Origin of the sequence: Enterobacter cloacae complex sp. ECL352 (assembly GCF_020149545.1) — a bacterium.
Classification (GTDB): Bacteria; Pseudomonadota; Gammaproteobacteria; order Enterobacterales; family Enterobacteriaceae; genus Enterobacter; species Enterobacter asburiae_B.
This window is the reverse complement of the sequence record NZ_CP083709.1, coordinates 4,176,653-4,202,662: the sequence shown is the minus strand read 5'-3', so window position 1 is coordinate 4,202,662 and position 26,010 is coordinate 4,176,653. Positions and strand designations below refer to the sequence as shown.

Genomic DNA, 26,010 nt, shown 5'->3' with positions numbered 1-26,010 from the left:
GCTTGACGCTGCGTAAGGTTTTTGTAATTTTACAGGCAACCTTTTATTCACTAACAAATAGCTGGTGGAATATATGACTATCAAAGTAGGTATCAACGGTTTTGGCCGTATCGGCCGTATTGTTTTCCGTGCTGCTCAGAAACGTTCTGACATCGAAATCGTTGGTATCAACGATCTCCTGGACGCTGAATACATGGCGTACATGCTGAAGTACGACTCAACTCACGGTCGTTTCGACGGCACCGTTGAAGTGAAAGACGGCCACCTGGTTGTTAATGGCAAAACCATCCGCGTTACTGCTGAAAAAGACCCAGCTAACCTGAAATGGAACGAAATCGGTGTTGACGTTGTTGCTGAAGCAACCGGTATCTTCCTGACCGACGAAACTGCGCGTAAACACATCACCGCTGGTGCGAAGAAAGTTGTTCTGACTGGTCCTTCCAAAGACAACACCCCAATGTTCGTTCGTGGTGCAAACTTCGAAACTTACGCTGGCCAGGATATCGTGTCTAACGCATCCTGCACCACCAACTGCCTGGCACCGCTGGCTAAAGTTATCAACGACAACTTCGGCATCATCGAAGGTCTGATGACTACCGTTCACGCGACTACCGCTACTCAGAAAACCGTTGATGGCCCGTCTCACAAAGACTGGCGCGGCGGCCGTGGCGCGGCTCAGAACATCATCCCATCCTCTACCGGTGCTGCTAAAGCTGTAGGTAAAGTACTGCCAGAACTGAATGGCAAACTGACTGGTATGGCGTTCCGCGTTCCAACTCCTAACGTATCCGTTGTTGACCTGACCGTTCGTCTGGAAAAAGCTGCTTCTTATGAAGAAATTAAGAAAGCAATCAAAGCTGCTTCCGAAGGCGCAATGAAAGGCGTTCTGGGCTACACCGAAGACGACGTTGTATCTACCGATTTCAACGGCGAAATCTGCACTTCAGTATTCGATGCTAAAGCAGGTATCGCACTGAACGACAACTTCGTGAAACTGGTTTCCTGGTACGACAACGAAACTGGCTACTCTAACAAAGTACTGGACCTGATCGCTCACATCTCCAAATAAGTTGAGATGAGTGTTTGATCCAAAAAGGCGACTTCGGTCGCCTTTTTTTATTTATAAGACAGAGGATTGCTTAATGACTAATAAAATTTTTGCACTTCCGGTAGTCGAACAACTTACCCCTGTGCTCTCCCGCCGTCAGATTGACGGTGCTGATGTCATCGTCGTTGACCACCCACGCGTTAAAGCCTCCGTAGCGCTGAACGGCGCCCACCTGCTCTCCTGGAAACCGGAAGGCGAAGCAGAAGGCTTATGGCTGAGCGATGCGACCTCCTTCAAAAAAGGGGCCGCAATCCGCGGTGGCGTACCGATCTGCTGGCCGTGGTTCGGCCCGTCCGCACAGCCGGGTTTGCCGTCTCACGGTTTTGCCCGTAACCAGCAGTGGACGCTGAAAGCGCATAACGAAGATGACAACGGCGCAGTGCTGACCCTTGAGCTGCAGGCTAATGATGAAACCCGCGCCCTCTGGCCGCACGATTTCACCCTGTATGCCCGCTTCAAGCTGGGTAAAACCTGTGAAATCGAACTGGAAGCTCACGGCGAGTTCGAAACCACCTCTGCCCTGCACACCTATTTCAACGTGGGTGATATCAGCGCCGTGAAGGTGAGCGGCCTGGGCGATACCTATATCGACAAAGTGGATAACGCGAAAGAAGGCAAACTGAGCGACGGCGTTCAGGCATTCCCTGACCGTACCGACCGCGTTTACCTGCACCCGGAAGCGTGCAGCGTGATCCACGACGGCGCCCTGAACCGCGGCATTGAAGTGGTCCATCATCATCACAGCGACGTGGTGGGCTGGAACCCGGGCCCTGCGCTGTCCGTCAGCATGGCCGACATGACGGATGATGGCTACAAAACGTTTGTCTGCGTGGAAACCGCTTGCGTGAGCAACCCGCAAAAAGCGAGTGAGGAAAAACCGTCTCGTTTAGGGCAGACGATTCGCATTGTTAAGCGATAAACTCCCTGCACCACGCTAAAGCAAACGGGGCGCAAGCGCCCCGTTTTGATGCATAAATTGCACTAAATTAATGCACAATCAGAACTTGTAGCTCACACCCACAGAGAAGATGCCTGCCCAGGACTTATCGACCATCGGGCTATCCTTCACTTCATCGCTCAGACGCTCATAGCGGCCGGTACCGTACACGCTCCAGTCACCGAGGAAGTTGTAGCTCGCGGTCAGCTCCAGGTAAGGATCCCAGCCGTCATCTGCACTGTAGCTTTTCAGACCACTGCGGCGGGACTCGTTTTTAGAGACGCCGTAGTAGTAGTCGTTGTAGTTCTCGCTGTTGTACTGCACACCGATACCCGGCGTCAGGGTGAGCCCACCGTTGGTGTAGCGGTACAACCACGCCAGATCCCAGATAAAGCCGTTGCTGTTATCCAGCGTGTCACCCGCCAGTGCCGTACGCAGGAAGCCATACTCGGTGTTATGTACATACGAGAGCCCGGCCATCATGGTGCTTTTACGCTTGTCGAGCTGGCGAAGCGCATGGCTGTCGCTGTCACCCGGCTTGAAGTGCGTTGGATCGTAGTAGGCCATGATGGAAAGCTTATCGGCCTTATCGTTCCAGAGATAGTAGCCGCCGCCGAGCCCGCGGAACCAGACGTTGTCGCCTTCATAGGTGATAACGGGAACAGGATAAACATCACGGTCATACTGTTTATACGGGCTGTTAATGACGCCAACACCCGCGCCAACCGTCCACTGACTTTCCGCCTGCGCGGTGTTCACTGCGGTTGCGGCAAGGATGCCTAATGCCAGAAGTTTGAGTTTGGTCACAATCCATTCTTTCCTGTAGTCAAATAATCAGCGGATGAAGTGTAACCGCCATTCCCGTACATCCCAAAATTTTTTGCCTGCTAATCAGTCTGATTAACCCGTTATTTTTAACTTTTCAGATGACAACACGCTTTCATTTATATGACCACTGAATGAAAAACGTGCATTTGTCTTATAACGACAGTGGAAATTTTTGGATGAGTTATTGATATGTCATTGAAAGTAGATTTTCTGGGCATGCAAGTTTTGCAAATGCCATCTACGCTTTAATTTAAGAAGAGTTTTCCTGAACACCCTGCGGTTCTTAGCGTCTGACCTGGCACACAGGTTGCTGCTCTGGCAGTGAGGTGCGAGAGATTCTCTTCCGGGAGCCTCCACTACTCATACGAACGGCTCTTATCCTGTGCTAAAAAACGAAAGGACGGCATGCCATGAATATATTCGATCACTATCGCCAGCGCTATGAAGCTGCCAAGGACGAAGAGTTCACACTGCAGGAGTTTCTTACCATCTGTCGGCAAGATCGCAGTGCCTATGCCAATGCGGCAGAACGGCTATTGATGGCCATTGGTGAGCCAAACATGGTTGACACTGCCCTGGAGCCTCGGCTTTCCCGTCTCTTTTCGAATCGGGTGGTCGCCCGATACCCGGCGTTTGAAGAGTTCTATGGTATGGAAGATGCCATCGAACAGATTGTCTCCTATCTGAAGCATGCCGCTCAGGGTCTGGAAGAGAAGAAACAGATCCTCTATTTACTCGGCCCGGTGGGTGGCGGTAAATCCTCGCTGGCTGAACGCCTGAAGTCGCTGATGCAGCGCGTTCCTATTTATGTGCTGAGCGCCAACGGTGAACGCAGCCCGGTGAACGACCATCCGCTGTGCCTGTTCAATCCGCAGGAAGACGCGCAGATTCTGGATAAAGAGTATGGCATCCCGCGTCGCTACCTCGGCACCATCATGTCGCCGTGGGCGGCAAAACGCCTGCACGAGTTTGGTGGCGACATCACCAAATTCCGCGTGGTGAAGGTCTGGCCGTCTATCCTTGAGCAGATCGCCATCGCCAAAACAGAACCCGGTGATGAGAACAACCAGGATATCTCGGCGCTGGTGGGTAAAGTCGATATCCGTAAGCTGGAAAACTTCGCGCAAAACGATCCGGATGCCTACGGTTACTCAGGCGCGCTGTGCCGTGCGAACCAGGGGATTATGGAATTCGTCGAGATGTTTAAAGCACCGATTAAAGTGCTGCATCCTCTGCTGACGGCTACCCAGGAAGGCAACTACAACGGGACGGAAGGTATCTCCGCCCTGCCGTTTAACGGGATTATTCTCGCCCACTCGAACGAATCTGAATGGGTGACCTTCCGTAATAACAAAAACAATGAGGCCTTCCTTGACCGCGTGTACATCGTCAAGGTGCCTTATTGCCTGCGGATCTCCGAAGAGATCAAAATTTACGAGAAACTGCTTAACCACAGCGAGCTGGTGCATGCCCCCTGCGCGCCCGGCACGCTGGAAACGCTGTCGCGCTTCTCCATCCTTTCGCGTCTGAAAGAGCCGGAAAACTCCAGCATCTATTCGAAAATGCGCGTCTATGACGGTGAAAGCCTGAAAGATACCGACCCGAAAGCGAAGTCGTATCAGGAATACCGCGACTATGCCGGGGTTGATGAGGGGATGAACGGTCTGTCCACGCGCTTCGCGTTTAAGATCCTCTCCCGCGTCTTTAACTTCGACCATGCGGAAGTGGCGGCCAACCCGGTTCATCTGTTCTACGTGCTGGAGCAGCAAATCGAACGCGAGCAGTTCCCGCAGGAGCAGGCTGAACGCTACCTTGAGTTCCTCAAAGGTTACCTGATCCCGAAATACGCCGAGTTCATTGGCAAAGAGATCCAGACGGCCTACCTGGAATCCTATTCAGAATACGGGCAGAACATTTTCGACCGTTATGTCACCTATGCTGACTTCTGGATCCAGGATCAGGAGTACCGCGACCCGGATACCGGCCAGCTGTTTGACCGTGAATCCCTGAACGCGGAGCTGGAAAAAATCGAGAAGCCTGCCGGGATCAGCAACCCGAAAGACTTCCGTAACGAGATTGTGAACTTTGTCCTGCGCGCCAGAGCGCATAACAACGGACGCAATCCGAACTGGACCAGCTACGAGAAACTGCGCACGGTCATTGAGAAGAAAATGTTCTCCAATACCGAAGAGCTGCTGCCGGTGATCTCGTTTAACGCCAAAACCTCCACCGATGAGCAGAAAAAGCACGACGACTTTGTCGACCGTATGATGGAAAAAGGCTACACCCGCAAGCAGGTCCGCCTGCTCTGCGAATGGTATCTGCGCGTGCGTAAATCGTCTTAAAAACAAGTGCCCGGTGGCGGTTAGCGCTGACCGGGCCTACAAAATGCAAGTTGGCAAATGCAGTACGGGGGGTATATGACCTGGTTTATTGACCGGCGTCTTAACGGCAAAAACAAGAGCACGGTGAACCGCCAGCGCTTCTTGCGTCGTTATAAAGCGCAAATTAAACAGTCTATCTCCGAGGCCATCAACAAACGCTCGGTGACCGACGTCGACAGCGGCGAGTCTGTCTCCATCCCCACCGATGACATCAGCGAACCGATGTTTCATCAGGGGCGAGGCGGCCTGCGCCATCGCGTACACCCAGGTAATGACCACTTCGTTCAGAACGACAGAATTGAGCGTCCTCAGGGCGGCGGCGGTGGTTCAGGAAGCGGTCAGGGACAGGCCAGCCAGGACGGTGAAGGTCAGGACGAATTTGTCTTCAAGATTTCGAAAGACGAATATCTCGACCTGCTGTTTGAAGACCTGGCGCTGCCGAATCTGAAAAAGAATCAGCATCGTCAGCTTAATGAATACAAAACCCATCGCGCGGGCTATACCGCCAACGGCGTGCCCGCCAATATCAGCGTCGTGCGTTCGTTGCAGAATTCGCTGGCGCGACGAACGGCCATGACGGCGGGCAAACGGCGCGAACTGCGCGAGCTGGAGAGCAGCCTGAAGGTCGTGGAAAACACGGAACCGGCGCAACTGCTGGAAGAGGAGCGTCTGCGTAAAGAGATTGCGGAACTAAGAGCGAAGATCGAACGGGTACCGTTTATAGACACCTTCGACCTGCGCTACAAGAATTACGAAAAACGCCCAGAGCCCTCCAGCCAGGCGGTAATGTTCTGTCTGATGGACGTTTCCGGCTCGATGGACCAGGCCACGAAGGATATGGCGAAGCGTTTTTATATTCTGCTCTACCTGTTCCTGAGCAGAACCTATAAGAACGTGGAGGTGGTTTATATTCGTCACCACACTCAGGCGAAAGAGGTGGATGAACATGAGTTCTTCTACTCGCAGGAGACCGGCGGGACCATCGTGTCAAGCGCTCTGAAGCTGATGGATGAAGTGGTCAAAGAGCGTTACGACCCGGCGCAGTGGAACATTTATGCCGCGCAGGCGTCCGATGGCGACAACTGGGCCGACGACTCACCGCTGTGTCACGAGATTCTGGCGAAGAAAATTCTGCCGGTGGTGCGTTACTACAGCTATATCGAAATTACCCGTCGCGCGCACCAGACCCTGTGGCGGGAGTATGAACATCTGCAAGCAATGTTCGATAATTTTGCCATGCAGCATATCCGTGACCAGGATGATATTTATCCGGTGTTCAGGGAGCTGTTCCACAAGCAAAGCTCAACAACTTCAAATTAAACCTTGTTAATCAGCCAGTTAACTTTGTTTTACTGGCTGATTAACTATAGTTTTCACGTTTAAAATTCTCCATAATTTTCATTGCCTTAGTTTTTATTTTGGGGAAGGCAGTTTAGTGATTATCCGGTTAGATAGTGGGTAACTTGTCCTCCCCTATAATGTTAAGGGTGTGAGTCAGTACGCCGTACACAGTTACATCATCCAGCGCGTCGCCTTCTATCGCTTCACCATCTTCTGTTATCAATGCCGCCCCGTATAGCTTTGCAAACTCGTTCCTGTTATCCATTCTTACCAGTAGGGTATCTCCCTGCTCTGGCCTCATGGCAACGTTAATGACAGCCCAACCGCAAGACGTTTCTATTACCCTGCAGTTCCCATCAATTCCGCATAACAGATCTATGGTTAACCGCTGTTCCTGGTAATCCATAGCCGGTGAAGGAAAGCCCATCAGAAAACCCTCCCCATATTACGCAAGATCCAGTAACGGTTATCGCTTCCATCCGTCGTCTTATCAGCAAAGTCTGGTTGGTATCTCTTAATCCATGCATTGGCATCTGCTTGGCTGAAATGCCAATTCCTAACGCGCAATTCAGTAATGAATTTGTCAGTGTTCAAACACTGGTATATGACAAGCGTAATGTTGCGGGGCTCGAAGGGGCCAGAGAGATCATTCTGGCCGAGCTGACGAAGCGGGTGCATCAGATTTTCCCTGATGCCGAAGTGAAGGTGAAGCCGATGCAGGCGAACGGCTTGAATAGCGATGCAAGTAAAAGCGATCGGGAGAAGCTGAACCGTATGCTGGAGGAAATTGTTGCTGTAATTGTTCTCTTCCGTATAGGCCATATTGCGTTATCATATCAAGTGTAACAGCTACGGGATCGGACATTCCGTTAAGTATAAGTCGTACAACTACACATATCGGCATGAATAAAAATAATGGGGCTTAAATATGGGTGTTAGGCAAGATGATGAAGGCAAGTATGTTACCAGTGACAGGCCGTTTAAACAGTATGATCATGGATGGCAGGCACAAAATGCAGAGAGCTGGCAAAATGCATGTGATGCCAGCAAATCAGTTAGTCAGCCGAGCCAGTCTTACCAGACGCCACAGTTTACAGCAGTTGCCGGTCAATCTGGGTTAAGCACTCTTTTTGGCTATGCCACGATAATATTAACATTCTGGGCTATTCTTAATTTTTTTATTCTTATTCCCGGCCTGAGGGCAAGTTTTTTATTACAAAGCGCCGGAGGTTTTTTTGCAATACCTGGGGCAGGTATAGGGTTTATACTTAGAGTTGTCCATTTAATACTTTTTGCCCCTTATGTTTTTATATACCCTTGGAGTGATGGTGACATTGCCAAACAATTTTTTTACCAGATGGGTGTGATAGCCGTAATTTCGATTCCAGCTCTAATTCTGTGGAAAAAGTTAAAGAAAACCATACTTTATTTTACAGGAGCACTTGCGATATTATCCTATATCTCCGTAGGTTTGCTGGCACTTAACAATGACTTATGGGCTTCTTTTGAAGTTTATCCCTTTTTAAACTAGCGCGGCAATGTCATGCCGTTCAAGCTTACCCGATTCCCGCCCGTTGTGCGGGAATCTTTGTAGAAACCAGACACGCCCACGATGTTAAAGACGACAATATCGTTATGCTGGGGCATAAGGCTGAAGTCGACAAGAAGAAAAGAGCCATCGAGAATACCGGCGCCGATCATGGAATCACCGGACACACGCAGCGTGTAGGGATAGTTATGTATGGCGGATGGTCTGTAGATGGATATCGTGGACTATGGAAAATTATTTTAGGGTCCGCAGCGCCTTGATTATCATGGTAGCGTGCTGTCATGGGGTGTCGGGGGTCGGAGGTTCAAATCCTCTCGTGCCGACCAAAATCACATTGAAAACCAGCCTCTTACGGCTGGTTTTTTCATGTTTAAAATTTGTACGGGGAATCATTGGGGAAAAATGGGGGAATAACCCCCGACATTTACACGCTACATTACAGGCGATTTATCGTCTTTAACTTGGTTAAGTGTATGTGTAAGAACGCCGTGTACCGTTACGTCATTCAGAGCCTCCCCTTCTATCGCTTCACCATCTTGAGTGATCAGCGCGTGGCCCATTAGCTTCACGAACTGGTTTCTCCCGTCCATGCTAACCAGCAACGTATCCCCTCCTTCTGGCTTCAGACTTACGTTAATAACGGCCCAGCCGCATGAAGTTTCAATAACCCGGCAGTTGTTATCTACACCGCAGATAACATCTATCGTCATGCGCTGCTCCTGGTAATCCATGGCTGGCGATGGAAATCCCATTAGAAAACCCTCCCCATGTTACGCAGTATCCAGTATCGGTTCTCACTTCCGTTTGTCGTCTTATCGGCGAAGTCCGGTTGGTATCGCTCGATCCATGAATTTGCATCCGCCAGGCTGAAATGCCAGTGCCTCTCCTGCAGTTCAGCGATGAATTTGTCTGTATGCAGGCAAAGATAGCCCTTCGGGTTTTGCTGTATGGCCGCAATAAAAGCAGCACGAATATCCGGTTGACGAGGCATGAACACACCCTCACTCACTCATTGACTGTATAGATATACAGTAGTATTTTTATAAAAACAGATCAAGCACAGGCAATTTTTCACTCATAAGAGGATCGGTATGTTTGTTGAACTGGTTTATGACAAGCGAAATGTTGAAGGGCTCCAAGGGGCCAGAGAGATCATCCTGGCTGAGCTAACAAAGCGAGTGCACCAGATTTTTCCTGATGCAGAAGTGAAGGTAAAGCCGATGCAGGCGAACGGCTTGAATAGTGATGCCAGCAAAAGCGATCGGGAAAAGTTGAACCGCATGCTGGAGGAGATGTTTGAAGAGGCCGATATGTGGCTGGTATCTGAGTTCCCGACAGTTCGCCAGGTTGAACGGTAAAATTGTGCAGGCTGCCAGACTAAACATTCACCGGCGGCCTGCATCATGTCTAACCACTGCCTACCTGGAATTTCAGGTAAAATGTTGATAATCCCCCGCCCACGCAGGCTTATTTCCTCTGGATAAACTTATCCTTTCGGCACACGCCCGTTACTTACTGTAAAACCCTATCCTTCGGTCGCAGACAAACCTCTGTCTTTCATTCCATCAAAATAAACACCTTGTTTTTAATGGTATTTTATGGTAATTGATTTCACCACCTGATTCAGGATTTTTACTATAAGGGACACAGTAATGAAGGTTGGAAAATATTCTATAATTTCTGAAAAAGCAGTAATAGGCAATAAAGTGACGATTGGTGATTTTGTTACCATTCACGATAATGTCACCATTGAAGATAACACGATCATTGAATCCTATTGCGAAATTGGTGTCGCGAATAAACTTTCAGGCGGAGAACAATTAAAAATCGGTAAAAACTCGCACATTCGTTCACATAGTATTTTTTATGAAGGCTCGGTATTTGGCGATGGTTTGATGACAGGACATCGTGTAACTGTTCGAGAAAAAACTAAAGCAGGGAAAGGCTTTCAGATCGGTACTCTATCCGACATTCAAGGGCATTGTGATATTGGCGATTATGTTAGAACTCACAGCAACGTCCATATTGGTCAACATAGTTCGATTGGAAACTATGTCTGGCTCTTCCCTTATGTCGTCCTGACCAATGATCCACACCCGCCAAGTGAAGTTGTTATGGGTGTGACTATTGAAGATTTCGCTGTAGTTGCAACTATGTCTGTAATCCTACCTGGCGCTAACATAGCTCATGGCTGCTTAGTGGGGGCCCATTCCTGTCTCTCGGGTAAAACTGAAGCCGATATGATTTACGCAGGAAACCCAGCTCGTGCAGTCGGACCAACTAGCAGACTAAAACTTCGTGATGGATCTCGTAAGCCAGCATATCCATGGAGAAAACACTTCTCAAGAGGTTACCCGCAAGAAGTCGTCGAATCATGGATTGAGGAAGTATAAATGTACAAACTGGAGGATTTAAAGGTAGGCATGTCGGCCTCTTACTCTCAGACAATCACTGACTCTGACATAAAGAGCTTTGCTGCTTTGTCGGGAGACAGAAACCCTGTGCATATGGATGAAGAATATGCAGCCTCTTCTCGTTATAAAAAACGTATAGCACACGGTATGTTTAGTACCAGTTTCTTTTCCGCGCTTTTTGGAACAAAACTCCCCGGCGAAGGCTGTGTATATGTTGCTCAGAATACCAAGTTCCGAAAGCCTGTGTATATTGGTGATACTGTTATCGCTACTGTTGAAGTTAAAGATATTGACATTGAAAAGCGTCGTATATTCTTTAACACCTTCTGCAAAGTAGGAAATTCAAAAGTAATAACAGGAGAGGCCGAAATTTACATGCCATTATAAGCACATCCCCGCATAAATGTAGTTTCATATTTATGCGGGATACTCCTATTCTAGGGCTTTAAAGGCCAGTTGATATCTGGCGCTTTCGACGTATCCAATGCCTGCAAAGCTTTGATGTAGTTCATCCAGACTATCAGGCTTGCTTTGTCTTCGTCGCTGATGATGCCCAATTGCAGCTCAGTTTGCCAGAAACTGATACTTTCCTTCGCTTCAACCAGTAACGCGGCTTTCTGCTTATCCACCGCTTTTACATCAGCAGCATGCTGAGCATCTGTATCTGTTATCCACTTTTTCCCATCCCATTTCTGGTAAGGACCTGAGGGCGTAATGCTGGTGTAACCATCCTTGATTGGACCGATATAGTCCACCGTTGAGGATGTTGCGTCAGCGGTTGAATATACCGTTTCACCACGATGGTCTTCATTAAGCACCCATCCGCCGTTCTGGAATACAGCAACCTTCCCAGCCACTTCATCACCCGGCTCAATATCAGTCGAATGGCCTGGCATGCTCACACCAAGATTAATATATTCGTCAGACCATCCCATGTATTCAAACGTCACCGCGTCGTAGTAATAGCATCGGATATCACCCGGTTCTGTTGCCAGTCCATTTTCATCGAAAACAGGTTTCATTATTTAGCCCTTACTAAAAAGTTGAATGCAATGTTACGTGGGCGTGTTTCGGTGCCGCCTGGATTTTGAAAAGCGGGCAAAGCACTTCCACCCGGCTGACTAACGGCGCTGGTGTAGAAAGGAGAAGCATTCGATACTGTGCCAAACGCTACATTGCCACCACTTCCATTTGTCCCCAGAATTTTATGCTCGTGCGTTTTGAAATCGTCTAATTGCGCGGAAAGCAATGTGCGTCCACTATCCACACCACGGCCATCATCCCAGATACGAATAAATTCACCGCGTGCTTCAGGCAGTGTTAATCCAGGAAACACCAGAGCGAGTTTTGGATAATTCGACGCTGAGAATGTGGCTCCGTTGAACTTCAGAAACACCATATCAGCCCATTCAGTCATAACCGTATTTGGCATTGCCGAGGACGGCCAGAAGAACGGAATACCGATAGCTGGCACACCCGCTCCCAAACCAAGGTTTGTGAGAGCCGTAGAAATCGCCGCAGCACCATCTGATTTGATATCAGCAAATGGGTTTGTACGGCTCAGTGTCAGTTTTTGAATGGCTTTTAAAACCTGAGTCATATCGTTAATGTCGAGCGCCAATCCTGCTGACTCTACAATATGCGCTAACTCTTCCTGCAGGGCGTTAAACGCTGCTGCCCGCAGCCTCGTTGCGGCAATACCACCAGCAACACTTCCATCAGTATATTTGCCATCCTGCGTTGCAGTGGCTTCGACTTGCCCGATTCGGAGCATAGTTAATCCTCACTTAGTGTTAAGCGATAAAATCAGAGGGGGAAATATCAGTTATGAATAATTGAAAATGATGTTCAGATGGGATGGAGCAATTTTGTTGATTGAACACTCCAGTTGTTTATTGCCCCACGAGGAGAGCGGATCGCCGCAGTAGGACGCGCCAGCAAGCGAATACTTGATTGTTGTTTGTGGCGCATTTATCCGCCAGGTAAATGGCCACTCGTCACCGTTAAGCGCATCACCGCATACTGACATGCCACTCATAGCGGGGCGGAACTGTGTGATAGTGATGGTATAACCAAGAGCTGCAGCCACCCGGATGTAATAATCGCGGTTCAGACCGCCGGTGCTGATTAACTTTGCCACCACGGCGCGCTGGCGATCGCTGACGCCACCGGACTCACCAATCGCGCAATCATCTGGCAGCCCCAGAGAGCTTTCCCATTCTGGCAACATTACCGTCGCTGTAGGCGGAAAAGCGCCAGTAATCAGGCTTTGCGCATCGCTGTCAGAACGCTGAAACGCGCTGCCCAGTGCCCGTAATACCGCAGCCTGTACCGTTCTTTGCGACCGGGGCCACGCCCTGCCCGTCGGTAGCAGCGCACCAAGCGCACCCGCATAATCATTTTTTGAAAAGAGGCTCATACAAAATTCACCCCACCAAGTACCGGAATTTCGCCAACAGCGAAGGTGATATTGGCCGTCGGAGAGTTAAGAATATAGCCCGTCGTGCCGCTAACACCGCCGATACTCCCGTTAATATCAGAGAGGTAAACTTTCCCGGAACCATCAGGGTTAGCTTCTTCAAAAAACAGCGCCGTCAGCGCGTCTTTTATCCCCTGTACTGTGGTGCTGTCGGCATTTTTGATCCCAGAGATTTCAATATTGATGACTTTCTTGATCGGGGAACATACGAAAACAATGGCAGTGTCTGTCTGCTGCGGATAGATGTGGTCGGCGACAGCGAGCTGGTCTCCGGTGGCTTTAACAGCCCCCCAGTCCTCAAGTTGGGATATTCCGTCGGTACCGACCGGAAACCCACCATTGTCATTCCGATCACACATGATATACACGCCAACGGTCCCGGCCCCGTTCAGACGCCGCTTTACCCACGCGCGGGTGACGCCCGAAACCTCAAGCGCCCATTTTTTATAATCGGCGTCGCTTCCACCCTGAGGCGGATTCTGCCATGCCAGCAAGCCACGACTGCGAAAGTCCTCTTCCGTTTCAATATCGGCTCCGCCGGTCGCAGCGGACAGTAACGTTACCTGTGGATCCACGCCAGCAATATTCGCGTCCAGGGTCATTATGGTCCCGGCATCAGCGTTACCGCGCGCGCCTCCACCCGTTACATCACTGGTAATATCCGGCAGGATGGCCGTCACCGCGACGATACCAAATCCATCTGGCTGAATTTTAAGATCTGCATTCGTCCGGTACTGGTATCCGTCCCCGCGGTTAATGATCGAGCCAACAGGGATAATACTGTCAACACTGCCACTAGCCTGTACCGCAGGCGACTTCGCCGCTGCAGCTGGTTTTCTGAATACCTGCTTAAGGGCCATCCACCCGGCGAGATACTCATCGGTAGAGGTAAACGGGTTTGTCTGCAGGGCAATATAGTCAAGGTAGGCGTAATGCAGATGCCCCATTCCCGCATCCATGTCAGCCAGTACCTTCAGGTTCGCGAAGCGCAGGAGCGCACCAACATCCTCAAGCTCCGCCTGCATAAATTTCCGGTTTCCGTCGCGGAGTTCGCTCAGCGTCGGTCGTTTAAACGGCATATTAACGTTGCTCCCATATCCAGTAAAACCTGAATTCCTGCCAGTCCTTCCCCGGTGCCTGATAGCGGATAATGAGATTGAGCCGGTCAGGCAGGACGATCCTGGCAACAGGAATAACCTCGCTGACAACGCCATCAACCTTTAACCAGTTGAGCGCTTCACTCGAGTATTCCTCCGCTTTTTTTGCTATATCCGGGGTCAGTTTTTGCCGCCGTAGCAGCCACAGCCGGGATCCCAGCTGGGATTCCTCCCCGGAATCCCCCCACCAGCCGCGGCGATCGCTGTCCTCATAATCATCGTCAGCACGCGCCAGCCTGTCAGTAAACAGGCTGTCCAGTATTGCAGTCTGTAAATCGTTCCCCGTGGTGAGTTCACCCAGCCCTTTCTGCCAGTCAGCAAACATCTCATCCACATTCCAGAATGAAGCGATGTCACTCATGTCACCTGATCCTCTGTTTTTTGGCTGCGGATATTGTCATTGCCACTCTGGGCATTTTTAACCACATGATCATGGTCATTATGTGCATCCCGCAGCTCTTTCAGTGTTCGGGTATTGGTTTCACAGTTATCAACAATGTCACCCGTGCACCTCAGGATCGGGGTATTTGCAAGGATCCCCTGGCTGGCATTGATGGTCACGTTAGTGGCGTTATTGACCTCAACATTCTGGCCCTTTGCATCCAGGAAGATCCCCTTCTCCGTCAGGAGAATATTAAGGCCCCACTGGTTATACATGACCGTTTCGCCCGCTTTCAGGCCTGTATGACGGAACCCCTGATGGTTGGACGCAATTACCACCGCGCTGGAACGATCACCGCCAATAAAAGCCAGAACCACGTCAGTCCCTGACGGCAGGCCGGATGAAAAGCCAAATTCTGCCATCCGCGGAGCGCTGGCCACCTCCAGCGGAGTCTGGTACTGGATAGACTGCACCACCCCACCATCTTTCATAGCCGTGATCCGGCCAATCCCCAGCATGCCGGCGATCCTGGTCGCTGCATGTTTAAATAGTTGCTTCATGTATTGAATCCCGCCAGGTTCTGGTAGAAGGCATATGGCTGAACGGAGAATGCTTCAGGCGGCATCAGCGTCATGCGTGCATGGGTGCCGTAGTCATCGCGCATATAGGTGACTTCTGCCAGTAGCAATTCAGTCTTCGGCAACCGTAAGGTGGGAAGATCAACGGGGATCAATGTGTTTGGTTCCCACAGTTTCCCGTCTTTATCCCGCCAGGAATCGATGGTTACCGAGAGCTGTTTTGAACGTCCGTACCGCCGGTTCATTTCCCAGTCGATCGCACTTTGTGCCTGTTGAGTAGCCATCAGGGTACTTTCCACAATCGATATATGTTTTCGGTACCGCATGCGGGCGGCCTCCGGATCTCTCGCCGTTGCCAGAGTCACAGCGTCATAGGCCGTATCAGGCGAATACCCTGCAATTGGAGAAACGCTCATTGATACACCGACATAATCTGAAAACCTGTCAGCCATCGATTTGCGGTAGTATGCCTGCTCGACATTTACCCCTTCGGCTATCCCACTTGCCGCACGACGTGTTCCCACCCGGGTCAGTAACAGGTTTCCATCGGGCTGATCGTAGTAAAGCAGAGCAGACCATCTGGCCACCCGATCGATGACTTCTTGCGGAGACTCACCCCAGTTCAGAGTGAACTGGGGTACCTTCACAAGTTCATCAACATCCGTGGTTACGGTGATGCCGTAGTAGGATGCCAGGCGAGAAGCAATTTCAAGCGCATTACTGGCATTGATGACGTTGTTAGGCCACTCGGCTGAGCAATCCACCAGGTCCTGACATTTGCTCCTGCCCGTGGCGCGGACCTCATGGCGGGAGCGCGATAGTGCGGGTTCCCAGTCATCAACATATCCCGTCAGTGTCAGATCATCTCCGATACGAACTTCACAAGACATTCCCTCTTCAACGAGTTGACGATCTTCGTTGCCAGGGAAGTAATCCATTAGCCCAAGATCGAAATCAGAGGGAAAACGCTCAATACCCCGCGTTACCCGGACAGAATCCCACCCCTCGATGATTTTGCCGTCGACCGTCAAAGAAACAACATCCAGATCGCTGTCTGCATTCATTGCCTCAGTACCTTCATGGTTGTCGGCATAAACGCCGGATGCGGTACGCGCGCTTCCTGTACCAGTTCATCTGCACGGGTGGCATCCTGGTATAATCGGTTTGCCAGCGTCAGCGCCGGAAGCGGCTGAGCGGTAGTAACCTGCAGAAGCTCGCTCAGACCAGAAGCACGCTCACTCATCGTAGAAAGGAATGCCGATCTGACGGCGAGAAGCGCGTTATACATATCATCGTCCGCGCGGTCTCCAGCCAGAACCAGCGCCGTATCAAGTTGCACAGAAACTCGTTGAGTTAACTCTTCTGCCTCGTCTGTACTGGCTGGTCTGGAGTCCGCAGCGGCACTGGTCATGGCACCAGTACATAGCACAACAATCAGCGTGTTCATGGTCGCCGAAATCGCTTTGCTGCTGTCGGACTGCTGGTACTCCGTGCTGATTGAATTAGCCAGTTTTTCCAGCGCTGTGATTCGGTCATTAACGCTGCCGGCGCTGTTAAGAATTGCGTTTACCACGTCGGCGACGCCCTGGACAAACTCATCAGGTGTGTTGGAGCTGCTAAGCTGGCTCGACCTGTCGGTAACATTTTTCCGGTCCATTACCGACTGGGCTGTTACCTTGTCAGCCAGTGCTCTCTCATCATCCACATCAGCAACTGACGATTTGCCAGCAACAGCAGAGGAACTACCGCCCACAGAGCCTTTACTGTAACGTCCGTACCGGGTATTCCCGAACGTGGAGTTCAGGACATTGCTGAGATTCGTGACCTGACTGATGGTGCTGTCAACCATGTTAGTCCAGAACGTGACCGTGCCTCTGATGGTGTTTATAGCCTGTGTGACACCGCGGATTTCACTCTTAACTCTGGCAATCGTGCTCAGCACAGCAGTGCTGACCAGTTTCAGATAGTTGGTTTTCACCGTGGCGCCTGCAACGGTACTGCCCGTGACAGCAAACACTTTAAGCCCTGATTCAATTGCCATCAGGGTAAATTCAAATACTCGCCCGTTCTCCATCGAACCGGAAATACGCAAACCATTCTCAGGGATGGAAACCGTTAATTCGCCCAGTGTCGGATGGACAAGCGTACCGCTACCTTTTTGTTCACAGGCTTCAATCAGTGACTGGCGCTGCGTGATAGCATCGCCGCCGCCGTAAACCTGGCTGTTCTGGATCAAGAAACCGCGAATAACAAATCGCCGTGTTGCCCGCCCGATATCCTCTATCCAGGCTGTATCACGGTAGGGATATTCATGTACCGCCTGGCGTCGGCCGTGGCTCCCTTCCTCAGCAACAATTGCAAATGGCACACCTCTGAATGAGCTGGGCCGTAACTGCCCCTGCCAGTCATCGCTGGTATCTCCCCCCAAAAGAGAAGTTATTGCGTCCTGGATAATTGACGGCATCACTGACCTGCCCCCACGATTAGATACAACACTCAGTTAGTAACGTCGGAATCTTCATTCTCAGAATGACCCTTTCTCCAGCCCGCTGCAAATTCAGACGGTGTCTGATAATTCAGCGTGGAGTGCGGGCGGCATTCGTTATAATCCTGCCGCCAGTCATTAATAATTTTCCTGGCATGAACGATATCGCTGAACCAGTGCTCATTCAAACATTCATCGCGAAATCGTCCGTTAAAGCTCTCAATAAATCCGTTCTGCGTTGGCTTGCCCGGCTGGATTAAGCGCAACTCAACACCATGCTCAAAGGCCCATTGATCCAGTGCACGGCAAGTGAACTCCGGCCCCTGGTCAGTTCTTATCGTCGCCGGATAGCCTCGAAACAGTGCAATGCTGTCCAGAATACGCGTGACCTGAACGCCTGAAATCCCAAAGGCAACAGTGACCGTCAGGCATTCCTTTGTGAAATCATCGACGCAGGTAAGACACTTGATCCTGCGACCGGTGGAAAGTGCGTCCATGACGAAATCCATCGACCAGGTCAGATTGGGCGCCGCCGGACGGAGCAGCGGCAGACGTTCTGTTGCCAGCCCTTTACGACGTCTTCTGCGTTTTACGCCCAGGCCACTGAGGTGATAAAGCCGGTACACGCGCTTATGATTAACATGAAGCCCTTCACGGCGCAGCAACTGCCAAATACGACGGTAGCCAAAACGCCTGCGCTCCAGTGCCAGCTCAGTGATGCGCCCTGATAAATGCGCATCAGCAGCCGGACGGTGAGCCTCATAGCGGCAGGTCGACAGGGATAAACCTGTAAGCCTGCAGGCACGACGTTGCGACAGACCGGTCGCATCACACATCAACATCACGGCTTCCCGCTTCTGGTCTGTCGTCAGTACTTTCGCCCAAGAGCCACCTGAAGCGCCTCTTTATCCAGCATGGCTTCGGCAAGCAGCTTCTTGAGTCTGGCGTTCTCTTCCTCAAGCGACTTCAGGCGCTTAACTTCAGGCACCTCCATACCGCCATACTTCTTACGCCAGGTGTAAAACGTGGCATCGGAAATGGCATGCTTGCGGCAGAGTTCACGGGCGGGTACCCCAGCTTCGGCTTCGCGGAGAATACTGATGATCTGTTCGTCGGAAAAACGCTTCTTCATGGGGATGTCCTCATGTGGCTTATGAAGACATTACTAACATCGGGGTGTACTAATCAACGGGGAGCAGGTCATCACGCCTCCGGAAATAAAAAAACCGCCATGTCGGCGGTTTACATATGCACTGAAATGACTTATCTATTTATCGCTGGATCCATTACGGTCAAGAGATTCGGCGATCCTGTAAAGATGCTCAGACGCCTTGAATGAGTTCATTAGGAACTCATAAAGCACACGTAAAAGCAATGCACTTACCACCGATATCGTAATCGCCGTGAAATTCATTGAGACAACAGAAAAAACGAGGAAAATGCCAATTACCAGGTAAACAAGCGCAAAAACCTTTGGAGTCTAAATGGCTTTTGCTCCAAAAACTTTTTCATTCATAACTTCTTCCTTAACGAAATGACGACAGTGATCAGTAATTCATGGCCGTTGTTATTCTGCCATTATTTTCCGCATTATAGGTTTTTCGCTCACCCTTATCATTAACCATTGTGATTTCGAGCTTAAGTGGTTGTTCTGACATTGCCTCTTTAAGAGACTTAGCCAGATTGTCGCCGAGTACACTTTCATCACTTTTCTTACCCGTATCACTCAGAATGATGGATTCCCGATTTCTGTTCTGCGAGCCTGAGAGAATATCAGTTTCATCACTCGGGTTACTAAGAGTGCTGGAGTCACGATTTCCAGTTTGCGAACCTGAGATAATATCATATCGCTGTTGAGCCAGAACTTCCGGGCTACGTAAACCCTTCCACCGATCGTCAATGATGGCCGTCCGGACAGAATCGCTCAGTTCATTTTCGGTATACGGCTGTGCTCCGCTTTCATGTTTAATCATTGCTGCCATCAGTGTTTTTAACACATCAGGATCGTGGAGATTAATACGCTGCTGCGCTCCAAACCCAGTACTTTTTGATACGGAATCAATATATGCACGAGTATTATTCTCTGATTGCGGAGCATAGGTATGAATAATCCCATCCAGAGTATTATTCCCCCTGTCACCATACAACATCAGCTGTCTCGCCATTGCAGCTCTTCCGTCGGCATCATTCGCAAAGGTAGAAAATCCGCCATTTTTACCCGTTGCGTTTGCTGCAGCCCTCAAATTACCGGGATTATTATTTCTGAAGCCAATTGCGTTATTCCTTGTTTCCCCGTAAGGAACATTGCCGCGTGCAACGTTGGATTGTGGCTGGCTGATAGCGGATAAGTCATTCTGCAATTGAATCGCAGAATCGGTCGCGCGGTAATTCGCATCGTACCGCTTTCTTACAGCATCAGTCATGAAACCCGCGTCAACCTGCCCACGTTCACTGCGGGGTAAGCTGTTATAAAGTTCCTTATCGTTCTGAATGCGCCGTAGTTTCTCAGCATCATTGCTGTTGATAAAACCGAGAGCATGAGACAGCCCAGTAAAATCACCATTAGTGAACAGATCGGTAACACCTTCAAGGCCGTCTTTGACTGAACCATCCGAAAGAATGGTCTTAAGTGCCTTGTTTTTTGAACGTTGCCACAGACCATCCCAGGATGCGCTGAGCTCATTCATAGTGCCGTTCACTTCACTCAATTGCTGATTTAGTGCCGGATCCACAGTCAGACCAAATTCATCCGATTTCGCCAGCAGCTTTTTCATGCGCTCACCGTCACGCATTAGCGCCAGCAATTCGGGCGTCAGCCCAAGTGCATCAGCGGCGGACTTCTGCTGTTCAGGTCGCAAGGTTGGAAAAATTTTTGCGATAGACTCCAGTGTTTTAAGGGTATTTACTGAACCATCGCTGTTTTTTTGGATTTGAGCACCAATTTGCGCCATCGCTGCCATAACCCCCTCGTTTTTACCACTGGCAGCCTCATTGAATGCTTTGAAAATACCTTCTATTGATGCATTAGCGCTCTCGCTGTCTGCCCCAAGAATACGCATTGCCCCGGAAAGTCGGGTAAAATCGTCAACGCGCATTCCCGCATTTTTTGCCGAGACATCAAGATTATAGGCCTGACGGGATGCCTCCCGAAATCCATAAGCGACCTGTTTCAGTCCGTAGCCGGCAGCACCGGCTAACCCCAGCGCCCCCATCTTCCCCGTGAGCTCCCCCACCATTTTCAGTGGGGGAACCATGTCGCCAATAAACTGCACGTTATCCCGCGCGCTCTTCGACATATTCTCGAGGCGAGAAATAAAACCGCTCAGTCCGTCGGCTGTTTCCTGACCGCCTAACTTGAGCCCTTCTTTAGTTTTATCTAGCTTCGGCTCCAGGTCACGGACAGCCTCATTAATGCGGTCTATAGCCTCGCTAACCTGGTCGCTGGCCACCAGCTCAAAATCAAAAGAATTACTCATCGTCTTCAGGTTTCCTAAGCTTGTTTATCCGGGATGCCTGCGCCACCCACCATTTCAGCCGGGCGCGGGTCATTCCCCACGCCCTGTCCTCAGACCAGCGGAAATAGAAGGTGACGTCAGCGGCCATTTCCTGCCAGGTTGTCAGGGCTTCCAGGTCAAAAAACTGAGCAGATACTCCTCACACTTACGGAAGTCGAGAAAATCCATCGGCTGCAGTACGCTTTCACGCGTACCGGAAACCAGCGCAATAAGCAGGCGCATCGCCGCGAGCGACGTTGACGCAGCCTGTTTCTCGTAAAACTGCTCAGCCTGGCTTAGCGTGGGTGCTTTCAGCTCCAGCTGCGTATAAGTGGTCTTCTCCGCAGCATCATCCAGCGCTACGGTTAATGGAATGGTTTTAACGCGTTCAATCTCAGCCATCTTAGTTCTCCGTTACGTCGCGGCCTTCCCAGCGAACATCAAATACTGCATCTTCGCTTTCCACTTCCTGGACGTTGACCGTCCAGAGTGAACGGCCAATGATAGTTTTCCCGTTAGCCAGCTCGGCGATCACGTTGACGTTCGTCTGCTGGTTAAAGCCCTGCACATTCGTTCCGCCACTGTCACGCAGTCGGGCAGAAATGTATGGCGCCACAGGTTTTTCCTTATATCCGTGCACACCATCCATCCCTGTCAGGGTGGTACGGTTTACGGTGGCAGCCTGGTATTTAAACGAGCCCTCCACCATTACCGTCACACCGTTAACAGTGACATAGGCGGTTCCCGCCAGGCGGTTAGTAGTATCACCTGCCATCGTTTAAGCTCCTGTTGATTCAGCCCGAGTGCGGAACTGATTGAGCAGCGCGAAAATGCGCAACTGGTTCATGAGGGTTCCCGGCCACAGCACATCGACGCGGTTCGGATTTTTGGCGTTCTGCTCGACGATGATATTTTTTGCGAATGCCTCCGCATCCTGCGCATAACCGTTCCATACCAGAGTCTGGTACTCGGCAATCTGATCGGCCTTGATAATGTTTGGCGTGACGATCGCCGCGCCAGGTGCAAATCGGGTTCCATCCGCAGCAAGCTTCATACGGCCAAACTTGCTGGTCACCGCTGTGCGCAGGTAGCGGGTCACAAACATCAGGCTGAACAGCGTCTCCACTTCCAGATAACTGTCATCTGCATCGCCATAGCTGTTTTTCTGGTAGGTGGTGATCAGGTTTTCAATGCGCACCGTGCCATCGTCATCGACCGTAAATGTCGAAATGCCGCTGTACAGCAGATTGTTACGCTCGGTCAGCTCAAAGCGATCCTGCAGTTCTGGCGCAAGCACCCCCTGAACAGCGAGCGACTGTAGCGGGCGGCCGGGGTCATTACGCAGACTCACCGCAGCTGCGCCGGTGTAAGCTGCAGACCATGCCCAGGAAGGGGACGGCGATTTATTTACGCCCAGCAGGGTCTCATGCTGGTTATTGCGCAGCTCACCTTTGGTACCGAGCTGGGCGTAAGTCCCGGTGGTGGTACCAAAGGAATGGCCATAAAGCTGCTTGTCCCATGCCCAGCGACCGCCAGTGTCTGACAGGAACTCCTTCATCACATTCAACGAGGTTGTATCGTCGTAAGGGTTGATGATGAAATCGAATGTCCGATCCTGCAGGTTTGCCAGCGCGCCGGTAATATCCGGAGCCCCGACTCCGTTAGACATAGCAGTAATCGTCAGTTCCAGGCCTGCAGGTGTGGACTCGCCTCCAGGTAAGCCGAGGAAGTTCAGGCGAATGTCGATCCCATTACCCGTAGCACCAAGATTCTTCGCGGTCAGGGTTACGGTATCCGTAGTCGCACTGGCGGTTACAGGTAGCGTGGTTTTTGCGTTAATCGCCGCGGCCAGAGAGGTGGCGATCGCTGCCACCGTATCTGTTGCTACAACGGTCAACTGAATGCGCTCACCAGCAATATAAAGGGAGATCACTCCGGTTGCCGTCGGTGCGCTGCTCACTTTAATGGTGCCGGTTGCAGCCACCATGGAATCGGAGTCTTCCTCCAGCGGCAGGATCCAGACTTCGGCTGCGGTATCATTTTTCTGATACGCCGCCATCATGGCCTGCAGAATTCCCCCTTTTCCTGTCAGCTCACCGACGGTATCCGAAGAGGAAACTCGCTGCGGAATACCAGGGAGGGTTGAGCCGGTACTGAGCATCCCACCGATAAGCAGGGTGCGCTGCGTGGCAGTGGCGTTATTCGCCATTGAGTTATCAAACTCAACGAAGAAAAGCCCTACCCGCAGGTTATCGGGAACACGAGCGAAAGGTACGGTCATTCATTTTCTCCCGCTTTTTTAGGTAATGATTGTTTCTCTGGCGCGCCCTCATCCTTTTTAGAGAGGATCACGTCCCCATCGCTCAGACGGCGACGCCAGAAAATATTGTCAGGTACTTCAGCACCCTCTTTAGGCAATGGGATGCCCTTGACGGGGCAGCGAACGCTGAGCCCGTTGTTCGGCTTAACAAACATGGATTACTCCTGAAGATTGAGGCTGATACCCGGTTTAACTGTGCCGTCTGGCATGTCGACCGCAATATCCATGCCCTCAAGGGGAACCGACTGGACAGGATAAAAATCTTCCGGCCCCTGGTAATGCTCTATGTCGATCTCGAAAAGAAGCTGCCCCATATGGGCCTCTCCTTCTGAATCAACATTGATGGTTGAACGAACTTCCGCGTATTTCTGAATATTCCGCGTCAGTTCGTAGCTGTTGATCACCGCGCGCTCCACCTGCTCGCGAAGGCTTTCAAGCGCCAGCTCTGCCCGCATGGCTCCATCATCCACTGTATCGCCGTCATACTCCTGAACGCGCCCAGTGATCCTGACAGTGGTGAGGGTGGTAAAAGCAGGGGTATTACGCCCCTGTGGTTTTTTCTGTTCAAAAGGCGTCTGAACCAACAACACAGGATACATATCTGGTGAAGTTGACCAGTCGCGTGGAGAGAATACGCGGTCGCCCGCGCTGGTTGTCCCGGTTAGTGCAGTGACAACCATTTGCCGAATCGCTGCTGAATTCATCGCGGTTTTACCACATTGAGGACAAGACGAGATCCGCCATGACTGTCGGGTTCGACGTTTGACACAACAAATAACTGATTGATGATGTGACCACCGACCGTCTTTATAAATACCCGGTCAGATACAGCAGGTTGCGATTTACCCAGCTTGCGAAATTCAGCATCGCGCACACCCAACATCGGGCTGGAGGTGTTAATTTCTGAATCGCCATCAAGGTTTTCAGCAACCTGCGCATAACCACGGTCAAAAATCCCGTTAATTGTAAAAGGAGTACCGTTACGTGGACGGTACTCGTGCTCATCGCCAAAGACATCATGCAGCGGACTCAGAAGATGAGAATCCCAGTCCACGCCCATGTCATTACCCTGTCGTAACTGAAACTGATGGCTGAGAAGCAAGAACTCGCTTACGAAGCACATCAACATCAGCAATAACGCCGGACTGCAGAAGACGCTCAGCATCTTTGCCGGTTACAGGGATGCGCATATTTTCGCGGTACATCTCCCCGTCATGACGAATGCAATTCCCTTTCAACACCACATACTCCTGCGATTCAGTGTCTCCGGATTTTTCGTCACCACCATCGTCATCAACAGACAATTCGGCATCATCTGTTTTGCTCAAAGGCTGTTTTTCCTGGGTGTTATCGCCAGCATTCAGGTCGTCAACGCTCAGGCCGTCTTTGGCAGATCCTTCTGCATTCAGATCATCAGCCAGCCCGGTATTAGGTTGTTTTGCCATATCAGACCACCGTTGCGCAGAGGGATGCATTTACCCGGCTCGGAATAACCAGCGGGGAGGATTGCATCAGGATAAGACGCTGGGCTGGATCTTCTTTCACCCAGGATTTTGGCGCATAAGCCAGCGGACCGTAGTTGAAAGCCGGGTCCAGGATAACGCCAAAGGCGCGGGTACCCATCAGATCGGCACCACTCATAATGACAGCGCCATCGGGGATCATAGGCTTCTCGACGTTATCCAGCGGGTCAATAAACCAGTCGTTATATAACCAGAGGTCAAAGTTACCCCAGCGCCCTTTATAAATTGCGCCCTTCATTACCTGTGGGCCGGCGTTAATCTGGTTACCAAACGGGCTCAGCGCCGGGAATGTAATGGCGTTATCCTTGATGGTGGTATCCAGTCGGAATGCACGCCATGACTTATTCGTAAAGACCAGATCCGTGGCGACAGAGCCGGACTCTTTCAGGAAAGTAGTCTGCCAGATTTCAATGTCATCTGATGGCTGGGTATTGGTAGCGCCAGCTGCAACGGTCAGTGGCCATTTATCCGAGCCGCTAAGAGTGATGGTCAGATCCGAAGCACGCCCGAAATCCACCACCTTAGTTTCATAGCCCTCCCCGGCGACGGTTACGGTCCCAGACACCAGCGCACTCGCCGCCATCCATTCCAGACGACGGTTGATCATGTCAATCTGGTCAGTCATTTCAAACTGAAGGTTCAGCATTTCGCGCTCGGCAGCGGTATATTCCCCGCCAATACGCTCACCAATCTGGCGGCGGATAGGTTTGCGCAGGTCCGGCGCGCGCTTATCTTTGATGTATGCCGGTTTGAAGGTATTGGTCTGGTATTTACGGGATTCGACCAGCTTACCTTCCACCAGCGGGGAGACGAACGGCGCCATACGACGCAGGCCGACATCAACATCAATCGCCACTTCTTCAGTCTCGTAAGTTACGACATTCGGGAAGAAGCGATCGAGCAGCCAGTTCTGACTGGTTTTCAGGTTAGGAACAACCTGCACCAGCACGCTGGTATCAAAAATATTTTCCATATTCAGTCTCTTGATAGTGCCAGCCGCAGCTGGCAAAAAATTTAAACGAGCCAGCCCC

The 26,010-nt window shown here is 50.9% G+C and carries 32 protein-coding genes; 9 read left to right on the top strand and 23 right to left on the bottom strand.

The annotated features are described in order from the left end of the window. Window positions 1–73: 73 nt before the first annotated feature. Both gapA and LBF07_RS20600 read left to right on the top strand, forming a co-directional pair. Window positions 74–1,069, top strand: coding sequence for a glyceraldehyde-3-phosphate dehydrogenase (gene gapA, locus LBF07_RS20605; RefSeq protein WP_023311257.1), 996 nt, complete (start codon window positions 74–76; stop codon window positions 1,067–1,069). 73 nt (window positions 1,070–1,142) lie between these two features. Beyond that, window positions 1,143–2,027: a D-hexose-6-phosphate mutarotase gene (locus tag LBF07_RS20600; protein WP_094935566.1), complete on the top strand. Its 885-nt coding sequence runs from the start codon at window positions 1,143–1,145 to the stop codon at window positions 2,025–2,027. 78 nt (window positions 2,028–2,105) lie between these two features. Here the strand turns inward: LBF07_RS20600 and LBF07_RS20595 are convergent, their stop codons facing one another. After that, complete coding sequence (locus LBF07_RS20595; protein WP_032657936.1) at window positions 2,106–2,852, bottom strand: MipA/OmpV family protein; 747 nt, start codon at window positions 2,850–2,852, stop codon at window positions 2,106–2,108. A gap of 431 nt (window positions 2,853–3,283) precedes the next feature. On the opposite strand from LBF07_RS20595, the gene yeaG reads away from it, so the two are divergent. Both yeaG and LBF07_RS20585 read left to right on the top strand, forming a co-directional pair. After that, window positions 3,284–5,218: a protein kinase YeaG gene (gene yeaG, locus LBF07_RS20590; RefSeq protein ID WP_008500713.1), complete on the top strand. Its 1,935-nt coding sequence runs from the start codon at window positions 3,284–3,286 to the stop codon at window positions 5,216–5,218. Between the two features lie 75 nt (window positions 5,219–5,293). Next, entirely contained in the window at window positions 5,294–6,577 is a 1,284-nt protein-coding gene (locus tag LBF07_RS20585) for a YeaH/YhbH family protein (protein WP_126802336.1), read from the top strand. Window positions 6,578–6,704: 127 nt separating this feature from the next. Here the strand turns inward: LBF07_RS20585 and LBF07_RS20580 are convergent, their stop codons facing one another. After that, window positions 6,705–7,025, bottom strand: a complete 321-nt coding sequence (locus tag LBF07_RS20580) for a hypothetical protein (RefSeq protein WP_045406334.1) — start codon at window positions 7,023–7,025, stop codon at window positions 6,705–6,707. Between the two features lie 119 nt (window positions 7,026–7,144). Between LBF07_RS20580 and LBF07_RS20575 the strand changes: the two genes are divergently transcribed. Further along, window positions 7,145–7,444, top strand: a complete 300-nt coding sequence (locus LBF07_RS20575; RefSeq protein ID WP_049015967.1) for a DinI-like family protein — start codon at window positions 7,145–7,147, stop codon at window positions 7,442–7,444. Between the two features lie 82 nt (window positions 7,445–7,526). After that, the gene (locus LBF07_RS20570; protein WP_045889599.1) at window positions 7,527–8,129 is read left to right on the top strand and encodes a hypothetical protein; all 603 of its coding nucleotides are present in this window, start codon (window positions 7,527–7,529) and stop codon (window positions 8,127–8,129) included. Here LBF07_RS20570 and LBF07_RS24775 read toward each other — a convergent pair. From LBF07_RS24775 to LBF07_RS20555, 3 genes are all read right to left on the bottom strand, one after another. Then, complete coding sequence (locus LBF07_RS24775; protein ID WP_080934429.1) at window positions 8,126–8,299, bottom strand: hypothetical protein; 174 nt, start codon at window positions 8,297–8,299, stop codon at window positions 8,126–8,128. The two genes, LBF07_RS20570 and LBF07_RS24775, sit on opposite strands and share 4 nt — an antisense overlap. 279 nt (window positions 8,300–8,578) lie before the next feature. Continuing rightward, window positions 8,579–8,899, bottom strand: a complete 321-nt coding sequence (locus LBF07_RS20560) for a hypothetical protein (protein ID WP_016240120.1) — start codon at window positions 8,897–8,899, stop codon at window positions 8,579–8,581. After that, window positions 8,899–9,138, bottom strand: coding sequence for a hypothetical protein (locus LBF07_RS20555; protein ID WP_126287265.1), 240 nt, complete (start codon window positions 9,136–9,138; stop codon window positions 8,899–8,901). The genes LBF07_RS20560 and LBF07_RS20555 overlap by 1 nt, the downstream gene beginning before the upstream one ends. Before the next feature lie 100 nt (window positions 9,139–9,238). Between LBF07_RS20555 and LBF07_RS20550 the strand changes: the two genes are divergently transcribed. The 3 genes from LBF07_RS20550 to LBF07_RS20540 all read left to right on the top strand — a co-directional run bounded on the left by LBF07_RS20550 (window position 9,239) and on the right by LBF07_RS20540 (window position 10,948). Next, complete coding sequence (locus LBF07_RS20550; protein ID WP_206462062.1) at window positions 9,239–9,505, top strand: DinI family protein; 267 nt, start codon at window positions 9,239–9,241, stop codon at window positions 9,503–9,505. A 294-nt stretch (window positions 9,506–9,799) separates the two neighbouring features. After that, window positions 9,800–10,540, top strand: a complete 741-nt coding sequence (locus tag LBF07_RS20545; RefSeq protein ID WP_206462061.1) for an N-acetyltransferase — start codon at window positions 9,800–9,802, stop codon at window positions 10,538–10,540. Continuing rightward, a complete protein-coding gene (locus tag LBF07_RS20540; RefSeq protein ID WP_206462060.1) occupies window positions 10,541–10,948 on the top strand; it encodes a MaoC family dehydratase in 408 nt (135 codons plus the stop codon). It abuts the gene before it with no gap. A 50-nt stretch (window positions 10,949–10,998) separates the two neighbouring features. Here LBF07_RS20540 and LBF07_RS20535 read toward each other — a convergent pair whose 3' ends face one another. From LBF07_RS20535 to LBF07_RS20450, 18 genes are all read right to left on the bottom strand, one after another. Next, complete coding sequence (locus LBF07_RS20535; protein ID WP_206462059.1) at window positions 10,999–11,583, bottom strand: tail fiber assembly protein; 585 nt, start codon at window positions 11,581–11,583, stop codon at window positions 10,999–11,001. Further along, the gene (locus LBF07_RS20530) at window positions 11,583–12,335 is read right to left on the bottom strand and encodes an integrase (RefSeq protein ID WP_224435054.1); all 753 of its coding nucleotides are present in this window, start codon (window positions 12,333–12,335) and stop codon (window positions 11,583–11,585) included. Before LBF07_RS20530 ends, LBF07_RS20535 begins: the two co-directional genes overlap by 1 nt. Window positions 12,336–12,386: 51 nt before the next feature. After that, a complete protein-coding gene (locus LBF07_RS20525; protein ID WP_206462058.1) occupies window positions 12,387–12,980 on the bottom strand; it encodes a YmfQ family protein in 594 nt (197 codons plus the stop codon). Continuing rightward, window positions 12,977–14,119, bottom strand: a complete 1,143-nt coding sequence (locus tag LBF07_RS20520) for a baseplate J/gp47 family protein (protein ID WP_206462057.1) — start codon at window positions 14,117–14,119, stop codon at window positions 12,977–12,979. The genes LBF07_RS20525 and LBF07_RS20520 overlap by 4 nt, the downstream gene beginning before the upstream one ends. A 1-nt stretch (window position 14,120) precedes the next feature. Continuing rightward, window positions 14,121–14,558, bottom strand: a complete 438-nt coding sequence (locus LBF07_RS20515) for a phage GP46 family protein (protein WP_206462056.1) — start codon at window positions 14,556–14,558, stop codon at window positions 14,121–14,123. Further along, entirely contained in the window at window positions 14,555–15,139 is a 585-nt protein-coding gene (locus tag LBF07_RS20510; RefSeq protein WP_023568807.1) for a phage baseplate assembly protein, read from the bottom strand. Before LBF07_RS20510 ends, LBF07_RS20515 begins: the two co-directional genes overlap by 4 nt. Next, entirely contained in the window at window positions 15,136–16,221 is a 1,086-nt protein-coding gene (locus LBF07_RS20505; protein ID WP_001548480.1) for a phage baseplate assembly protein, read from the bottom strand. Before LBF07_RS20505 ends, LBF07_RS20510 begins: the two co-directional genes overlap by 4 nt. Continuing rightward, a complete protein-coding gene (locus LBF07_RS20500; protein ID WP_001139208.1) occupies window positions 16,218–17,621 on the bottom strand; it encodes a DNA circularization protein in 1,404 nt (467 codons plus the stop codon). Before LBF07_RS20500 ends, LBF07_RS20505 begins: the two co-directional genes overlap by 4 nt. Before the next feature lie 32 nt (window positions 17,622–17,653). Beyond that, window positions 17,654–18,774, bottom strand: a protein-coding gene (locus tag LBF07_RS20495; RefSeq protein WP_087451024.1) for an IS3-like element ISSen4 family transposase whose coding sequence is annotated in 2 segments (ribosomal slippage) — window positions 17,654–18,516 and window positions 18,516–18,774 — 1,122 coding nt in all. Because the reading frame shifts where the segments join, the coding sequence is not laid out codon by codon here. Between the two features lie 415 nt (window positions 18,775–19,189). Continuing rightward, window positions 19,190–21,118, bottom strand: coding sequence for a hypothetical protein (locus tag LBF07_RS20490; RefSeq protein ID WP_001568796.1), 1,929 nt, complete (start codon window positions 21,116–21,118; stop codon window positions 19,190–19,192). A 141-nt stretch (window positions 21,119–21,259) separates the two neighbouring features. Next, a complete protein-coding gene (locus LBF07_RS20485) occupies window positions 21,260–21,538 on the bottom strand; it encodes a phage tail assembly protein (RefSeq protein ID WP_000807719.1) in 279 nt (92 codons plus the stop codon). Between the two features lies 1 nt (window position 21,539). Then, complete coding sequence (locus tag LBF07_RS20480) at window positions 21,540–21,911, bottom strand: phage tail tube protein (RefSeq protein WP_000896638.1); 372 nt, start codon at window positions 21,909–21,911, stop codon at window positions 21,540–21,542. A 3-nt stretch (window positions 21,912–21,914) separates the two neighbouring features. After that, window positions 21,915–23,417: a phage tail sheath subtilisin-like domain-containing protein gene (locus LBF07_RS20475; RefSeq protein WP_001568795.1), complete on the bottom strand. Its 1,503-nt coding sequence runs from the start codon at window positions 23,415–23,417 to the stop codon at window positions 21,915–21,917. Then, a complete protein-coding gene (locus LBF07_RS20470) occupies window positions 23,414–23,611 on the bottom strand; it encodes a DUF2635 domain-containing protein (RefSeq protein WP_000497745.1) in 198 nt (65 codons plus the stop codon). Before LBF07_RS20470 ends, LBF07_RS20475 begins: the two co-directional genes overlap by 4 nt. 3 nt (window positions 23,612–23,614) lie before the next feature. Beyond that, window positions 23,615–24,160: an ATP-binding protein gene (locus LBF07_RS20465; protein ID WP_206462077.1), complete on the bottom strand. Its 546-nt coding sequence runs from the start codon at window positions 24,158–24,160 to the stop codon at window positions 23,615–23,617. Continuing rightward, complete coding sequence (locus tag LBF07_RS20460; RefSeq protein WP_000537794.1) at window positions 24,157–24,516, bottom strand: hypothetical protein; 360 nt, start codon at window positions 24,514–24,516, stop codon at window positions 24,157–24,159. Before LBF07_RS20460 ends, LBF07_RS20465 begins: the two co-directional genes overlap by 4 nt. Window positions 24,517–24,520: 4 nt before the next feature. Then, the gene (locus LBF07_RS20455) at window positions 24,521–24,901 is read right to left on the bottom strand and encodes a hypothetical protein (protein WP_001118869.1); all 381 of its coding nucleotides are present in this window, start codon (window positions 24,899–24,901) and stop codon (window positions 24,521–24,523) included. Window position 24,902: 1 nt separating this feature from the next. Further along, window positions 24,903–25,952: a major capsid protein gene (locus tag LBF07_RS20450; RefSeq protein WP_001472190.1), complete on the bottom strand. Its 1,050-nt coding sequence runs from the start codon at window positions 25,950–25,952 to the stop codon at window positions 24,903–24,905. Window positions 25,953–26,010 lie beyond the last annotated feature (58 nt).

Bases quoted from the DNA above. Each gene is read 5' to 3' on its own strand.
- LBF07_RS20585 (WP_126802336.1), top strand. From the start codon at position 5,294: ATGACCTGGTTTATTGACCGGCGTCTTAACGGCAAAAACAAGAGCACG.
- LBF07_RS20490 (WP_001568796.1), bottom strand. From the start codon at position 21,118: ATGAGTAATTCTTTTGATTTTGAGCTGGTGGCCAGCGACCAGGTTAGC.
- LBF07_RS20580 (WP_045406334.1), bottom strand. From the start codon at position 7,025: ATGGGCTTTCCTTCACCGGCTATGGATTACCAGGAACAGCGGTTAACC.
- LBF07_RS20535 (WP_206462059.1), bottom strand. From the start codon at position 11,583: ATGAAACCTGTTTTCGATGAAAATGGACTGGCAACAGAACCGGGTGAT.
- LBF07_RS20475 (WP_001568795.1), bottom strand. From the start codon at position 23,417: ATGACCGTACCTTTCGCTCGTGTTCCCGATAACCTGCGGGTAGGGCTT.
- LBF07_RS20450 (WP_001472190.1), bottom strand. From the start codon at position 25,952: ATGGAAAATATTTTTGATACCAGCGTGCTGGTGCAGGTTGTTCCTAAC.
- LBF07_RS24775 (WP_080934429.1), bottom strand. From the start codon at position 8,299: ATGATCGGCGCCGGTATTCTCGATGGCTCTTTTCTTCTTGTCGACTTC.
- LBF07_RS20460 (WP_000537794.1), bottom strand. From the start codon at position 24,516: ATGGGCGTGGACTGGGATTCTCATCTTCTGAGTCCGCTGCATGATGTC.
- LBF07_RS20570 (WP_045889599.1), top strand. From the start codon at position 7,527: ATGGGTGTTAGGCAAGATGATGAAGGCAAGTATGTTACCAGTGACAGG.
- LBF07_RS20550 (WP_206462062.1), top strand. From the start codon at position 9,239: ATGTTTGTTGAACTGGTTTATGACAAGCGAAATGTTGAAGGGCTCCAA.
- LBF07_RS20530 (WP_224435054.1), bottom strand. From the start codon at position 12,335: ATGCTCCGAATCGGGCAAGTCGAAGCCACTGCAACGCAGGATGGCAAA.
- LBF07_RS20575 (WP_049015967.1), top strand. From the start codon at position 7,145: ATGCCAATTCCTAACGCGCAATTCAGTAATGAATTTGTCAGTGTTCAA.
- LBF07_RS20510 (WP_023568807.1), bottom strand. From the start codon at position 15,139: ATGAAGCAACTATTTAAACATGCAGCGACCAGGATCGCCGGCATGCTG.
- LBF07_RS20545 (WP_206462061.1), top strand. From the start codon at position 9,800: ATGAAGGTTGGAAAATATTCTATAATTTCTGAAAAAGCAGTAATAGGC.
- LBF07_RS20525 (WP_206462058.1), bottom strand. From the start codon at position 12,980: ATGAGCCTCTTTTCAAAAAATGATTATGCGGGTGCGCTTGGTGCGCTG.
- LBF07_RS20600 (WP_094935566.1), top strand. From the start codon at position 1,143: ATGACTAATAAAATTTTTGCACTTCCGGTAGTCGAACAACTTACCCCT.
- yeaG (WP_008500713.1), top strand. From the start codon at position 3,284: ATGAATATATTCGATCACTATCGCCAGCGCTATGAAGCTGCCAAGGAC.
- LBF07_RS20540 (WP_206462060.1), top strand. From the start codon at position 10,541: ATGTACAAACTGGAGGATTTAAAGGTAGGCATGTCGGCCTCTTACTCT.
- LBF07_RS20485 (WP_000807719.1), bottom strand. From the start codon at position 21,538: ATGGCTGAGATTGAACGCGTTAAAACCATTCCATTAACCGTAGCGCTG.
- LBF07_RS20470 (WP_000497745.1), bottom strand. From the start codon at position 23,611: ATGTTTGTTAAGCCGAACAACGGGCTCAGCGTTCGCTGCCCCGTCAAG.
- LBF07_RS20455 (WP_001118869.1), bottom strand. From the start codon at position 24,901: ATGGCAAAACAACCTAATACCGGGCTGGCTGATGATCTGAATGCAGAA.
- LBF07_RS20515 (WP_206462056.1), bottom strand. From the start codon at position 14,558: ATGAGTGACATCGCTTCATTCTGGAATGTGGATGAGATGTTTGCTGAC.
- LBF07_RS20505 (WP_001548480.1), bottom strand. From the start codon at position 16,221: ATGAATGCAGACAGCGATCTGGATGTTGTTTCTTTGACGGTCGACGGC.
- LBF07_RS20480 (WP_000896638.1), bottom strand. From the start codon at position 21,911: ATGGCAGGTGATACTACTAACCGCCTGGCGGGAACCGCCTATGTCACT.
- LBF07_RS20560 (WP_016240120.1), bottom strand. From the start codon at position 8,899: ATGGGATTTCCATCGCCAGCCATGGATTACCAGGAGCAGCGCATGACG.
- LBF07_RS20500 (WP_001139208.1), bottom strand. From the start codon at position 17,621: ATGCCGTCAATTATCCAGGACGCAATAACTTCTCTTTTGGGGGGAGAT.
- LBF07_RS20555 (WP_126287265.1), bottom strand. From the start codon at position 9,138: ATGCCTCGTCAACCGGATATTCGTGCTGCTTTTATTGCGGCCATACAG.
- LBF07_RS20520 (WP_206462057.1), bottom strand. From the start codon at position 14,119: ATGCCGTTTAAACGACCGACGCTGAGCGAACTCCGCGACGGAAACCGG.
- LBF07_RS20465 (WP_206462077.1), bottom strand. From the start codon at position 24,160: ATGAATTCAGCAGCGATTCGGCAAATGGTTGTCACTGCACTAACCGGG.
- gapA (WP_023311257.1), top strand. From the start codon at position 74: ATGACTATCAAAGTAGGTATCAACGGTTTTGGCCGTATCGGCCGTATT.